Annotated in this window: 11 protein-coding genes and 3 pseudogenes; 11 read left to right on the top strand and 3 right to left on the bottom strand. The window is 64.2% G+C overall.

What is annotated here, in order from left to right; all coding sequences use genetic code 11:
• Positions 1–17 precede the first annotated feature (17 nt).
• The 8 genes from SPHINGO391_RS01740 to SPHINGO391_RS01705 all read left to right on the top strand — a co-directional run bounded on the left by SPHINGO391_RS01740 (position 18) and on the right by SPHINGO391_RS01705 (position 8,977).
• Positions 18–221 (top strand): hypothetical protein, encoded by a 204-nt coding sequence (locus SPHINGO391_RS01740; protein ID WP_152007261.1) that lies wholly within the window; start codon positions 18–20, stop codon positions 219–221.
• 202 nt (positions 222–423) lie between these two features.
• Positions 424–981: a sigma-70 family RNA polymerase sigma factor gene (locus SPHINGO391_RS01735; protein WP_244615081.1), complete on the top strand. Its 558-nt coding sequence runs from the start codon at positions 424–426 to the stop codon at positions 979–981.
• Positions 982–1,121: 140 nt separating this feature from the next.
• On the top strand, positions 1,122–2,054 hold the full coding sequence (locus tag SPHINGO391_RS01730; protein ID WP_244615080.1) for a FecR family protein: 933 nt from the start codon (positions 1,122–1,124) through the stop codon (positions 2,052–2,054).
• Between the two features lie 148 nt (positions 2,055–2,202).
• Entirely contained in the window at positions 2,203–4,752 is a 2,550-nt protein-coding gene (locus tag SPHINGO391_RS01725) for a TonB-dependent siderophore receptor (protein WP_152007259.1), read from the top strand.
• A 70-nt stretch (positions 4,753–4,822) separates the two neighbouring features.
• Positions 4,823–5,947 (top strand): ABC transporter substrate-binding protein, encoded by a 1,125-nt coding sequence (locus SPHINGO391_RS01720; RefSeq protein ID WP_193217154.1) that lies wholly within the window; start codon positions 4,823–4,825, stop codon positions 5,945–5,947.
• Positions 5,944–7,011 (top strand): iron ABC transporter permease, encoded by a 1,068-nt coding sequence (locus tag SPHINGO391_RS01715; protein WP_152007257.1) that lies wholly within the window; start codon positions 5,944–5,946, stop codon positions 7,009–7,011. Before SPHINGO391_RS01720 ends, SPHINGO391_RS01715 begins: the two co-directional genes overlap by 4 nt.
• Entirely contained in the window at positions 7,008–7,790 is a 783-nt protein-coding gene (locus SPHINGO391_RS01710; protein WP_152007256.1) for an ABC transporter ATP-binding protein, read from the top strand. Before SPHINGO391_RS01715 ends, SPHINGO391_RS01710 begins: the two co-directional genes overlap by 4 nt.
• Positions 7,787–8,977, top strand: coding sequence for a siderophore-interacting protein (locus tag SPHINGO391_RS01705; RefSeq protein ID WP_152007255.1), 1,191 nt, complete (start codon positions 7,787–7,789; stop codon positions 8,975–8,977). Before SPHINGO391_RS01710 ends, SPHINGO391_RS01705 begins: the two co-directional genes overlap by 4 nt.
• 95 nt (positions 8,978–9,072) lie before the next feature.
• On the opposite strand, the gene SPHINGO391_RS01700 is transcribed toward SPHINGO391_RS01705, so the two are convergent.
• Entirely contained in the window at positions 9,073–9,486 is a 414-nt protein-coding gene (locus tag SPHINGO391_RS01700; protein WP_210385741.1) for an alpha/beta hydrolase, read from the bottom strand.
• Positions 9,487–9,791: 305 nt separating this feature from the next.
• Between SPHINGO391_RS01700 and istA the strand changes: the two are divergent.
• Positions 9,792–10,382, top strand: a pseudogene (gene istA / locus SPHINGO391_RS01695) (IS21 family transposase); the annotation flags it as partial.
• 187 nt (positions 10,383–10,569) lie between these two features.
• On the opposite strand, the pseudogene SPHINGO391_RS01690 reads toward istA, so the two are convergent.
• A pseudogene (locus SPHINGO391_RS01690) lies at positions 10,570–11,551 on the bottom strand (IS110 family transposase).
• 134 nt (positions 11,552–11,685) lie between these two features.
• On the opposite strand from SPHINGO391_RS01690, the pseudogene SPHINGO391_RS01685 reads away from it, so the two are divergent.
• Positions 11,686–12,627 (top strand): annotated as a pseudogene (locus tag SPHINGO391_RS01685) (IS21 family transposase); the annotation flags it as partial.
• Positions 12,617–13,411: an IS21-like element helper ATPase IstB gene (gene istB / locus SPHINGO391_RS01680; protein WP_113426738.1), complete on the top strand. Its 795-nt coding sequence runs from the start codon at positions 12,617–12,619 to the stop codon at positions 13,409–13,411. The pseudogene SPHINGO391_RS01685 and the gene istB, both read left to right, overlap by 11 nt.
• A gap of 75 nt (positions 13,412–13,486) precedes the next feature.
• Here istB and SPHINGO391_RS01675 read toward each other — a convergent pair whose 3' ends face one another.
• A complete protein-coding gene (locus tag SPHINGO391_RS01675) occupies positions 13,487–13,810 on the bottom strand; it encodes a metalloregulator ArsR/SmtB family transcription factor (protein WP_152007253.1) in 324 nt (107 codons plus the stop codon).
• Between the last annotated feature and the right edge of the window lie 157 nt (positions 13,811–13,967).

Raw genomic sequence — 13,967 nt, 5'->3', positions numbered from 1 at the left:
ACAACCGTCCCGACGACATGGACATTCTCGACGAATCGAGAACCCGAAGGCAAACCGGCCCCTATCAACCGGCTTGCCCCGTCGACGCTGCTCACCGACCCGTCGCCTTCAAGAACGTGACGGGTGCCGAGGTGACGCTGCAGGGACCGGCGAGCCGCAACGTCAATCTCCCGCCGCCGGCCGCCGCGACCGTCATCGCCGTCCTCGCGACGTTTAATTGAGCCCACGGGCCTCTTAAAGAAATTTCGCGAGCCCGTCGTGAGCTGGGCGATTGGTTAAGGCCGGGCGTGAGGATAAAGTGCATGCGCCTCATAAAACTTGACAATTTTCATCAGTTTTTTAAATCTTCAGGGTACTAAAAGTGGGTGGCGACCTCACCGGACAAGTTGGGAGCGCTCATCTGATCCGCTGTCGCGATTTGCTATGGGGTACCGTTTCGATCCGCCGGACCAAGGTAAACATCAAAATATGCCCGGTGATACGAAAAAAAACTTACTCGATGGGTTCGCCACCAGCTACTTGGAGTTGAGGCGCTATCTCGCACGCCGTTTCGGTTCCCGCATCGAGCCAGAGGACGTGCTTCAGGACACGTTCCTGCGCCTTCAGAACGTCCCGGCGGAAGCCGAGATCAAGAACACCCGCTCCTATCTTTTCCGCGCGGCGGCCAACCAGGCGACGGACCATATCCGGGCGCGGCAGGCCTTCGACCGGCGTTTCGATCTTTCGGACGGCCCTGAACACGCTGACGAGGCGCCCTCGCCGGAGGCTGTCGCCGATTACCGGCAGCGCCTCAAGATGCTGGAACGCGCCGTGCTCGACCTGCCCGCGCGCCAGCGGGAAGTTTTCCTCCTGCACAAGATCGATGGGCTGAGCCATGCGGAAATCGCGTCCGAGCTGGGCATCACCAGAAGCGCGGTGGAGAAGCTCGTGATGAAGGCGCTCGCGCATCTGCGCGACAGCCTTGGCGACGTGACGGGATAGGAGGGAGAAATGCGTTTGACGCCGGTGAGGGACGGCCCTACCAAATTCGTCTTTATACTCGACCCCCGGTTGGCAGAAGGCCCGATCCCGCCGCGTGAAAGGACATAGCCGGTACGCCGATGGCACAGACGGACGATGAGATGAAACAGACCGTGCGCGACCAGGCCCTGGCCTGGTTCGTGCGCCTGCATTCGGGCGATGCCACCCCGGCCGACCGGGACGCCCATGCGGCATGGATGGCCGCCGGCCTCGCGCACCGCGCCGAATACGGCCGGCTGGGGCGCATCTGGACCGACCTCGACCGCATACCCGATCCGCGCGCAAGGCCGGCGGAACTGGCGGCCTGTCGCCCGAGACGGTCCCGCCGCGCCTTTCTGGCCGGCGGCGCCGCCGCCCTTGCCGCCGGGGTCGCGGGCATCGTCGTCGGGCCGCCGGATTTCCTTTCGAGCGACCACGCCACCGGAACAGGTGAGCAGCGCACGGTGACGCTTGCGGACGGCAGCGTCGTCACGCTCGACGCCGATTCCGCCATCGCCCTCGATTACACGCCGACGCTGCGCGGCGTGCGCCTTCTGCGTGGGCGGGCCTTCTTCGATGTCGCCAAGGATGCTCGGCGTCCCTTCACGGTCTTCGCCGCCGGTGGCAGCGCGATGGCGCTCGGCACGCGTTTCGTCGTCCATGAATGGTCGGAAACGGTGACGGTCTCTGTCGAGGAGAGCGCGGTCTCCGTGAAGGGGCCGGACGCACGAGACGCGGTGGTCAAGGCTGGCCAGTCCGTGACCTATGACCGGCAGCGGCTGAATGCGGTCGCCGCCGCCGATGTCGAATCCGACGTCGCCTGGCGGCGCGGCAAGCTGATCTTCGAGGACCGGCCCCTGCGGCAGGTCCTGGCCGACGTCAACCGCTACCGCGCGGGAACCATCCGCGTCACCGACGCACGCCTCCTCAACATGCGCGTGAGCGGCATTTTCGACGTGCGCGATCCCGACGGCGTGCTGGAGGCGATCCGCACGAGCCTGCCTGTGCGCACCTTCGAGCTGTCGCCCTGGCTGGTCATCCTGCATCCAGCCTGACGGGTCCGGCTGCCCATGCCGAAAAAAGAATCAAATCATGACAGTTTTTTTCCACTTTGGGGGTGAGGTGATCCGCTCCGCCATCCGTCTTTCGCGTCAGGTGCCCTCGTGAAGGGCAATGACAGACGCGTAAGGACGGGGCAGGGGCATGACAGGATATTTCGGGCGCAGGATTTCGGGCGCGGCCAGGCGGCGGGCCGGCGGCCTCGGGCTGGCGCTGCTGGCGTCGGCGGCGTTCTGCACGGCGATGGCGGCGGCCCCCGCGCGGGCGCAGCAGGCGTCGGCGGCAACCGGCTACCTCATTCCCGCCGGCCCGCTCGCCGGCGCGATCGCCCGCTACGGCGACGTTTCCAATCTCCAGGTTCTCTATCCGGCCGCGCTGGTGCGCGGAAAATCCTCGCCGGGCGTGGCGGGCAATCTCACCCGAGAGGATGCGCTGAACCGGCTCCTGGCCGGTACCGGCCTTGCCTGGCGTTTCACCGGCGCGACCACGGTCACGATCGTCGATCCGGCTACCGCGGGCGCAGGCACGGGCGCCGGCATCCAGGACGGCGCGACGCGGCTCGAGGCGATCGAGGTGCAGGGCAGCGGCGAGACGGCGTGGGGGCCGGTCAACGGCATCATCGCCAGGAACGCGGCCAGCGGCACGCGCACCGACACGCCCATCATCGAGACGCCGCAGACCGTCAACGTGGTCGGCGGCAAGCAGATGGAACAGCAGGGCGTCAGCACCGTCGGCGAGGCGTTGCGCTATACGCCCGGCGTCGTCACCGGCACGGCCGGCGGGCAGGCCGACCGGCACGACAGCTATTTCGTGCGCGGCGAAGGCGGCTTCTCGGCCGCCGCCCAGTATGCCAGCACGCTCGACGGCATGCGCTGGCGCTTCTCCGACCGCACCTCCGTGCAGTTCGATCCCTGGATGCTGGAACGCGTCGAGGTCGTGAAGGGGCCGGCCTCGGCGCTCTTCGGCGCCGGCACGCCGGGCGGCATGGTGAACCTCGTCTCCAAGCGTCCGAGCTTCGAGAAGAAGGGCCGCGTCTTCGTCAGCGGCGGCAGCTACGACAGTGCGGCAGCCGGCATCGACCTGACCGGCCCCGTCGGCGACGCATTCGCTTACCGTTTCGTCGGCCTCGGCAGGATGGAGGGCAACGGCGTCGACTACCAGAAGGGCGAGCGCGTCCTTCTCGCGCCGTCGCTGACCTGGGAGCCCAGCGACGAGACCAGCCTCACCCTCAGCGCGCTCTACCAGCGCGACCCGCGCGCGGCCGATGCGGGTTTTGCCCCGGCCTATGGCGCCGTCCTGCCCATCCCGGGCTACGGCCGCCTGCCGGCCAGCTTCTGGCAGGGCGATCCGGACTGGAACGAATACAGCCGCACCGAATCCGCTATCGGTCTGGAGTTCAAGCACAGCTTCAACGAGAACTGGAAGATGACGGCGCGGGCGCGCTACGGCCGGCTGGAGAGCACGACCAGGGCGATGGACTACACGGCGATGGTCGATCCGACGCACATGATGCGCACGATCTATCTCGCCGAACACGACAACAGGTCGCTGACGGGGGATGTCTTCACGGAAGGCAGGTTCGACACCGGCGCAGCCGAGCACACGCTGGTGGTGGGCGTCGATCATCAGCGCCTGACCGGCGGACACGAGGACGGCTGGGACCGTACCCAATATCCCGTCATCGATATCTTCAACCCCGTTCGCGGCGTCACGCCCGTCCCGTTCGACACGTTCCGTGTCTTCGAGCAGCCCTACCGTCAGACCGGCCTCTATGCGCAGGATCAGGTGGCGCTTGGCAACTGGCGCTTCCTCGGCGGGCTGCGCTACGACACGGTCGATGCGACGAGCTCGACCCTCGTCAGGCTGAACGGATTGTCCAGCAAGGCCTCGTCGTCCGATTCCGCCATGACCGGCCGCATCGGCGCGGTTTATCTGTTCGACAACGGCCTTGCGCCGTTCGTCAGCTACTCCACCTCGTTCAATCCGCAGCCGAGCTACAAGTACGACGGCACCATGCTGGATCCCTATACGGGGCAGATGCTGGAGGCGGGCCTGCGCTACCAGTCCGACGACGGCGCGCTGTTCTGGAGCGCCACCGCCTTTACCGGCGACAAGGACGGCGTCGGAGCGCCGGCCGCCTGCGCCTTCCCCACGGCCGGGCCGCTGGATCGCTGCTATACCGACGACACGCGCGCCAGGAGCAGTGGCATCGAGCTCGAAGCGCGCGCCCAGTTGACCGAGGGCCTCGACGTCATCGCGGCCGCGACGTTCCAGAGGATGCGCTGGACGGACTATCAAGGCATGCCGGTGGACCGCCATGTCGTCGGCGTTCCGGACGCGACGGCCTCGCTCTGGCTGAACTATACCGTGCCGGAGGACAAGGCGGGCTACGGCTGGAGCTTCGGCGCGGGCGTGCGCTATGTCGGCGAGACCTATGCGACCGACAGCAACCTCTGGGACGCGACGGAATACGCCTATGCCGGACAGCCTTCCAAGGTGCCGGGCTTTGCCGTTCTCGACGCCTCCATCGGCTATGATTTCGCCGCGCTCGACAAGGCCTATCAGGGCTTGGAAGCCCGGGTGTCGGCCGAGAACCTTCTCGACAAGCACTATGTCGCTGCATGCAACGGCTTCGGCACCTGCTCCTTCGGCAAGCGCCGTGCCGTCTCGTTCAAGCTGAGCTACGAATGGTAAGACAGGCAGGCATCGCGGCAGGCGGCAGCAGGACATGCCGTCGCCTCACGCATGCCGGAAACCCGCCCCCATGAGATCCATCCGCCTTCTCCTCCTGTCGCTGGCTATGAGCATTGTGCTCCCGGCCTATGCCGCCCTAGCCGCGGCCGTCTCCATTACCGACGATGCCGGCCGCACGGTCGAGATGGCCCAGCCCGCGCAGCGAATCGTGCTGACGGACGGCATGGGGCTGATCGGCCTTGCGGCCGTGGCGCGCAATCCGGTCGGCCTGCTCGCGGGCTGGAACAAAGGCCGGCTGGACACCGATGTGCTGGAGGCCTTCCGCCGCGACGGGCCGGCGATCGACGCCGTGCCCGATATCGGCGAACTGCGGTCCGGGTCTGCGGCCGTGGAGGCGCTCATCGCGCTCCGACCCGATCTCGTCGTGCTCGATCCCTATTACCGCTCGGCCGTCGCCATCCGCCAGCTCGAGGCGGCCGGCATCGCGGTCGCCGTGCTGGCGCTCACGCCCTCGGTGCGCGATGCCGAGCCCGCCTACGGCATCAAGCGGCTTTCCATGCTCATCGGCCGGGAGGCGGAGGGACAGGCGTTCTCGGATTTCGTTGGGGCGAGACTGGAGCGTATCCGCGCGCGGCTCGAAGGGCTCGGCGCGGACGACCGGCCGCTCGTCCTTCTGGAGGCGCATGCCGGCCGGGGTGCCTGCTGCCTCGTCGCCGGCGCGGGGCAGGGCATCGGCGATTTCGTCGATTTCGTCGGCGGGCGCAATCTCGGCGCGGACCTCGTGCCCGGCATGGCCGGGCAGATCAGCGCCGAATACGTCCTCGCCGCGGACCCTGCGGTCTATATCGGCACGGGCGGCGCCTATATGAAGGCCGCGGGCGGCCTCACCGTCGCGCCGTCGTTCATCGCCTCACAGGCACGCGCCTCGCTCGACGCGGTGCTGCAACGCCCGGGGCTTGCCGGGACGGGCGTGGTTTCCGCTGGCCGGGCGCATGGGCTGTGGCACGGACTGGCGATTTCCGGCATCAACATCGTCGCCATCGAGGCGATGGCGCGGTGGGTACATCCCGAGCGCTTCGCCGATCTCGACCCCGCCGCGACCCTGGCCGAGATCGACCGACGCTTCCTCGCCGTTCCGCTCACGGGCACGATGTGGGTCGATCTTGCCCCGGCCGGCGTGGAGGCGCGGCCATGACGGCGGGGAGCCCCGGCCCGGACGCCTGCCGCATCATCGAGTGCCACCGCCGGCAGACGCGGCGGCTCGCGGCCGTCGTCGCGTTGCTCGGCCTGTCCATCGTGCTGTCCCTGCTCATGGACCTTCTCACCGGCCCGTCCGGCCTCTCGCCCGCCGATCTGTGGGGCGCCTTGACAGGCGCGCCGGACACGGCGCCGGCCATTCGGGTGATCGTCTGGCAGGTCCGGCTTCCCACCGCGCTACTGGCGCTTCTGGTCGGCGCGGCGCTTTCTCTTGCCGGGGCGGAGATGCAGACGATCCTCGACAATCCGCTCGCCAGCCCCTTCACGCTGGGGGTCTCCTCGGCGGCCGCCTTCGGGGCGGCGCTCGCCATCGTGCTCGGGCTCGGACTGCCGTTCCTGCCGCCGCAGCTCACCGTGGTCGCCAATGCCTTCCTGTTCGCCTTCGCCTCGGTGCTGTTCCTGCAACTCCTCGCCCGCGGCGGGCGGTCGGATGTCGCCACGCTCGTCCTCTTCGGCATCGCGCTCGTCTTCACCTTCAATGCACTGGTGGCGCTCCTCCAGCTCGTCGCCTCGCCGGATTCGCTCCAGCAACTCGTCTTCTGGGGCATGGGCAGCCTGGCGGAGGCCGACTGGCCGGCGGTGGCGATCCTTGCCGGCGTGGTCGCGGCCGTCGTGCCGTTCTCGCTGTTCTCCGCCTGGCGCATGACGGCGCTGCGCCTCGGCGACGAGCGGGCGCGCAGCTACGGCGTCGATGTCGGGCGGCTGCGCTTCCAGTCCTTGCTGCGCGCCAGCCTGCTGGCCGCCACCGCCGTCGCCTTCGTCGGCACAATCGGCTTCGTCGGCCTTGTCGGCCCGCATGTCGCGCGGCTCTTGACGGGGGAGGACCATCGCTTCTTCCTGCCCGCCAGCGTCTTGACGGGTGCGCTCGTCATGTCGCTCGCCTCGATCCTGTCGAAGGCGCTGGTTCCCGGCCTGCTGCTGCCGGTCGGCATCGTCACGTCGCTGGTCGGCCTGCCGGTCTTCATCCTGCTCGTCCACCGTTCGAGAAGGCCGCAGGCATGAGCTCCGCGCTGACCGTCAATGCGCTCTCGGCCGGTTATGGCCGGCGTCCGGTGGTTTCCGGCGTGACGCTGCCGCCCTTGGCGGCGGGCACGGTGACGGTGCTGGCCGGGCCGAACGGCGCGGGAAAATCGACCCTGCTTCGGGCCATCGCCGGCTTCTTGCCGGCCTCCGGCACGCTGCGGCTCGACGGGCGCGACCTCCTGGCGATGAAGCCCGCCGCGCGCGCCCGGGCGGTCGGCTTCATGCCGCAGGCGCTTCCGGGCGACATCGGCCTGACGGTGCTCGACAGCGTCATAACGGCGCTCAAGGTCTCGCAGCCGGAAAGCCCGGTCGGCGTGGTGCGCGAGCGGGCGGCCGGCACGCTGGGCCGTCTCGGCATGCTGCCGCTCGCGCTCGAACGGCTCGGCCGGCTCTCCGGCGGCCAGAAGCAGCTCGCCGGCCTCGCGCAGGCGATTGCCGCCGATCCCCGTCTGCTGCTGCTCGACGAACCCGTCAGCGCGCTCGACCTGCGCCACCAGTTCCACGTCATGCGCACGATCCGCGCTCTGGCCGGAGAAGGCCGGATCGTCGTGGCGGTGCTGCACGATCTGGAGATGGCCGCGCGCTGGGCGGACACGATCGCCGTCATGCGTGACGGCGAGCTGTTTTCCGCAGGCTCGCCTCGGGATGTCGTCACGCCGGCCATGCTGCGGCAGGTCTACCGCGTAGAGGCCGGCGTCGCCGCGGGCGAGGCCCTGCGGATCGCCATCCACGATATCGTCCAGGAAACAATGCCATGAACCGCGCTCTTCCGCTCGCCGCCCGCGCCCGGGTGTTGCTACGCGACCCGCAAGCCGTCCTGTCCAAGGTCGCCGTCCATCTGGTAGAGCACGGCGCTCGCATCGGCGAGGGGCAGGGCGGTATGACGCTCATCGACTTCGAGTTCTGCCGCGGCACGCTGCACGCCGAGCGGGATTCCCTTGTCCTTCAGGCGGAGGCGCCGGACACGGCGTTCCTGCACGAGATCAAGGTCGAGCTTGCCGAGCATGTCGAGGAATTTGCCTGCCTGCCTGCCGGATCGATCACATGGGAAGGCGACGCGAGCGATCTCGACGCGCCGCCGAATTTCCGCCTGATGACGGTGGTGGACGCCTTTCATATGACGCCGCACATGCGGCGCATCCGTCTGAGCGGCGAGGCCCTCACGCGTTTTGCCAGCCGCCGCAACCTGCATTGCAAACTGCTGATCCCGCCGCGAGGGGGGACGCCGGAATGGCCTTTCCTGGACCAGAACGGCCGTTTCGTCTGGCCGTCAGGTCCGGGCCGGCCGGCGGTGCGCAAATACACGATCCGCGCCGTCGACCCGGATGCCGGCTGGCTCGATATCGATTTCGTCCTGCACGACCACGCCGGGCCGGGCTCCGCCTGGGCGGCTACGGCGCGGCCGGGTGACGTCATTGGCCTGGTCGGTCCGGGCGGGCGATCCGTCTTGCCCGCCGCGCGGTATCTACTGGCAGGGGACGAGACGGCTCTGCCGTCAATCGCCCGGCTCCTGGAGACGCTGCCCGCGCAGTCGCGAGGGCTTGCGCTGATCGAGGTCGCCGATGCCGGTGAGGAGCAGGCAATCGACAACCGGACCGCAATCGATATCCGCTGGCTGCATCGCGGCGCGGCGCCGGCTGGGACCTCGGCCGTGCTGGCCAACGCGGTCAAGGCACTACCGCAGCCCGACGAGGTGGATGATCTTTTCGTCTGGATAGCGTGCGAGTTTGCTGCGTTCAAAGCCATTCGCGTGCACCTGCGGCGAGAATGGGGGCTTGCTAAGGAAGCGCATCTCATCACGTCCTACTGGCGTAGGGGCTGGCTGGAGGACGGCGCCGAGACCCTCGCATCCGCCTCGGCGTTGGTGGCGTCGATTGGCAGGAAGGTGCTCGGCGTCGCGCAGGCTCGGCGGAAATCGATAATGGGGCCATCGCGTGCGCGATGATCTCGGACGGAAAGCGGTGGCATTTGTAGCGTGCGGACACCTCTTCATGCCGATCCACACCAACCGGTTAAGACGACGCCACCTGGATGCAAGCATCAGGGCGACATGGGACGCGAATATCCGGCGTCCCGTTCCGCCACATGCAGGGTGATTGTCTGATCTATCCTAAAGAGGTCAGGCCGTTTGCATGCGGCCAATACTCCGATCATCGCGCTTACTGAGTGACCTACGAACACTGCTGGCTCAGAACAGCTTTGTTCGATAACTTCGATGAAGTCATCAGCATAGTCTTCTAAGGACTGGTATCGCTCGTAAGAGAAACAGCTCGTATCGGAAGCGCCAAAACCCATCAGATCAAAAAGTACAATCTGGTGCCGGCTCCGAAACGCAGGCGCGACATCCTTCCACATTGCCTGATCGCAACCCAAACCATGGGCAAAGACAATAGGATTATTGTGAGTGCCATATGTCTTGATCGCAAATCTGGTTACCGGATTGGTTGCAAGCATAAAAGTCGCGATCCTTTTTTAGGCTATCCTAACTATTCAATCCAAAATCTTAGATTTAGGTAAATGATCATCCAAAACAGAGTGTTCGGGTTTGACCGGTGTCAATTTCAGAAGCGTTTTTTGCGGGTCCGAAGAGGAAGCCTTGGCCAATATCACAATTGATATCGCGAAGAATTTCCGCTGTTCGCGTATTGTTGGTTTCCACGCGGAACTGAGCCGGTTAGGCGCATAATTTCCATTGAGAATTGAGCCATGTGAACCTTCCCCCCAACGCGGTGAGCGACGGGGGCAACGGAGTGATCCACATGGGACTTTTAAACATCATCCGTCGGATGGCGCTGCGCGAGAAGCAGTCGATCCGGGAGATCAGCCGGCGCACCGGGCTGTCACGCAACACGATCGCGAAGTATTTGAGCGCTGGTACGATCGAGCCGACGTTCACGGTACCGGAACGACCGAGCAAGCTTGATCCCTATGCCGACAAACTTGCTGGCTGGCTGAAGACCGAGGCCGGGAGGTCGCGCAAGCAGCGCCGAACGCTGAAGCAGCTTCATGCGGACCTGGTGGTTCTCGGCTTTACCGGCTCCTATGGTCGGGTCGCCGCATTCGCCCGTGACTGGCGGTCTGAGCAGCAGAAAGCGGGCCGCGGCATATTCGTTCCGCTATCCTTTCGCCCAGGCGAAGCATTCCAATTCGATTGGAGTGAAGATTATGCCGTGGTAGGCGGCGAGCGCACGAAGCTTCAGGTCGCACATATCAAGCTATCACACAGTCGCGCGTTTCTGGTCAGGGCCTACCTGCTGCAAACGCACGAGATGCTGTTCGACGCCCACTGGCACGGCTTCCGTGTGTTCGGCGGCGTACCTGGCCGCGGCATCTACGATAATCTATGGACGCCTCCCGGGCGAGATGAACATTTGGCGGCACTCGGCATTGGATGCGTGAATCTATCCGGCCTATCGCTGGAGCGACCACGCTCCTGGCCTTGATGGGAGTCCGCTACCTCTGTCCTCATAACATGATCGACCTTTGTGGCCCTGTCGTAGATCAGGATCCGAAGCTGCGGTCCGTGCCGTTACGCCATCAGTTCTTACCCGCATTCATCATTGCCTTAGAGGCAACGATTGGCAAATGCCTATTGTGCGGCATACCGCTCCTGTCGGGTGAGCAAGGCCCATGCGATCCGCGCGGTTTTGTTGGCAAGCGCTACGATTGCTTTATTGAATCCCCGGCGAGCGACAAGCTCTTTCAGCCATTGCGATCGGTGATCGTCGTGACTCGCAAGTCGGCTTATAACTGCGCGTGCACCATGGATCATCTGGCGACGGAGGTAATGGTTCGCTCGGCGGCCAATTCCGCCAAGCCGTGGTTTGCCGCCCGTCGAGTATTGTCGCGGGATCAGCCCGATCCAAGCCGCTAGCTCTCGCCCGGATTTAAAATGACGTCCGTCCTCGACGCTAGCAACGAGTGCCGTCGCAATGATCGGACCGACGCCTGGCAGTTCGGACAGACGGCGGCAATCGTCGCGTTCGCGGCAAATCTCGCTAATCTTCCTGTCGAGCCTGCCAACTCGGTCATTCACATCGGTGAGCTGGTCGAGGAGTTCGAGGAATAGCTCTCGCCCGAGATCAGAGAGGGCCGCGTCCTCGACAGCCGAGGGTGCCTGGGACGCAAAGCGCCATGGTCCTTGCGGCAAAACGATTCCATACTCGGCGAGAAGGCCGCGTGCATGATTGATAAGCGATGTACGCTGAACGATCAGACGCTCTCTAATTCTGTGTAGCGACTGAAGGTCTTGCTGTGCAGTCGACTTGAGCGGTACGAACCGCATGGTTGGACGTGTCGCCGCTTCGAAAATCGCCGCTGCATCGACCGCATCGTTCTTGGAGCCGCGCACGAAGGGCTTCACGAAGCGAGGATTAATTAGCAAAACCTCTCGCCCATCACCCTTGAATTGCCGCCCCCAATGGTGAGCACTGGCGCAGGCTTCCATCGCGACCGTCTTCGGGGCAATCGCTTTCACTATCTCAGCCAACTTCGATCGGCTGACTTTACGCGAAAGAATAGTGCCATCCGAAGCGATGCTGTGCAGATGGAATGACGACTTTCCAAGATCGATTGCTAACAATTCGAATGTCATGACTTCCTCCTTTAGCTGGCCTTTCATTCTGAAGGTTCGGAGGGAGGCGTCCATCCCATAACATGAAGACCGCGGTCGATCGCGTAGGCCGGGGCAAGGAGCGGCAGGTCAACATCCGCTTCCTGGCGATGACGAACCATTATGTCTTTGCGCCCGAGTTCTGCAATCCAGCGGCAGGTTGGGAGAAAGGTCAGGTCGAGAAGAACGTCCAGGATGCCCGACCACGCTTGTGGCAACAGATGCCGGACTTTCCCGATTTGGCGGCGTTGAATGACTGGCTGGAACAGCATTGCGAGGACCTATGGCGGGAGACGGCGCATGGAACCTTGTCCGGCACGATCGCGGATGTCTGGGCTGATGAGCGGGCAGCATTGATGTCGCTCCCCGCCATGTTTGACGGCTTCGTCGAGCAGAGCAAGCGCGTCTCGCCGACATGCCTGATCACCTTTGAGCGTAATCGTTACAGCGTGCCAGCATCGTTTGCTAACCGGCCCGTCAGCCTGCGGATATATCCCGAGAGACTGGTGGTTGCGGCCGAGGGCAATATCCTATGCGAGCATGAGCGGATCATTGAGCGCAGCCACGACAAGCCGCCGCGAACGATTTACGACTGGCGACATTACCTTGCCGTCATCCAGCGCAAACCCGGTGCCCTGCGCAATGGTGCACCCTTCCTGGAATTACCGCTGGCCTTCAGACAGTTGCAAGATCAGATGCTTCGCCGCCCCGGCGGTGATCGTGAGATGGCCGATATCCTTGCCCTTGTCCTTCATCACGACGAACAGGTCGTCCTCAGGGCTGTGGAACTGGCCTTGGATGCGGGGGTGGCGACCAAGACGCATGTGCTGAACCTGCTGCATCGGCTGATCGACGGCAAGACAATCGATGGTCCCGACATCGATACGCCACAGGCGCTGACCTTGCTGCGTGAACCCAAGGCCAATGTCGAACGCTATGATGGCCTACGCGCCCGGATCGCAGGGGGTCGCCATGCGTCATGACCCCGCAAGTGCTGCTGTCGTCATCATGCTGCGGAGCCTGAAGATGTATGGCATGGCCCAAGCCGTCACGGACCTTATCGAGCAAGGCGCTCCCGCCTTTGATGCGGCTGTGCCCATCCTATCCCAGTTGCTGAAGGCCGAGATGGCCGAGCGCGAGGTCCGCTCCATCGCCTATCATATGAAGGCTGCCCGCTTTCCTGCGTACAAAGACATCTCCGGCTTCGACTTCGCCGCCAGCGAGATCAACGAGGCCACCGTGCGCCAACTGCACCGATGCGAGTTCATGGATGGGGCGCAGAACGTTGTCCTTATCGGTGGCCCTGGCACTGGCAAAACGCATGTCGCGACCGCTCTTGGAATCCAAGCCATCGAGCACCATCGCCGAAAGGTCCGCTTCTTCTCGACCATCGAACTGGTCAATGCTCTCGAACAGGAGAAGGCCAAAGGCAAGGCAGGCCAGATCGCCGAGACGCTGGTTCGCCTCGATCTGCTGATCCTGGACGAACTGGGATATCTTCCCTTCAGCGCGTCCGGCGGGGCGCTGCTCTTCCATCTGCTGAGCAAGCTCTACGAGCGGACCAGCGTGGTGATCACCACCAACCTCAGCTTCAGCGAATGGGCCACGGTCTTCGGCGACGCCAAGATGACGACCGCCCTGCTCGATCGTTTGACCCATCGTTGCCATATCCTGGAAACCGGGAACGACAGCTTCCGCTTCAAAGCCAGCTCGGCTGCCGCAGCACACAAGAGAGGAGAAAAAGCCAATCCCTTGACCAAACCCTGATCAGAAAACCATACTCAGAGGTGGCTCACTTCTCGGTGGAAAAGCCGGCTCACTTCCGCGTGGAAACCAACACAGTTACCGTCTCAGCAGGCCAGCTTCGGTCAACAATCGGAGTACCAGCTCGTCATTGCAGCGATAGAAGATAGATTGGCTTTGTCGACGAACCTGAACAATCCGCGCCTGGCGCAGTTTTCCCAGATGCTGCGAAAGTGCGGACTGGCTGATTTTGAGCTCGGCAGCGAGCTCGTTGACCGACCATTCACGCTCGAGCACTCGAACAAGAACACCAAGTCTGATGGCGTTAGAAAGGCTCGTAAAGATTTCAGCAGCTTTCCCGAGCGAAGACGCATCCTCGATCAGTCGAAATGTGGGTTTTGCCTCAACCGCCAACACATGCATGACGAACTCCGCCGATGTTAAATTCCTCTAAGTGTCGGTCCGGAAAGAAGTTGCGTAATCTGAGTCGGTTATGATTCCCTGGCTTTGAGATGATTCTTTTCGGGCAAGGCAGCGATGTGGACGACAGCGAACCGTGGAAAATACAAGCGCGATGGAT

The organism is Hoeflea sp. EC-HK425 (genome assembly GCF_902498795.1).
GTDB classification, from domain to species: Bacteria; Pseudomonadota; Alphaproteobacteria; order Rhizobiales; family Rhizobiaceae; genus Hoeflea; species Hoeflea alexandrii.
Note: the sequence above shows the minus strand (reverse complement) of the source record. Positions and strands in the feature narration are given on the sequence as shown.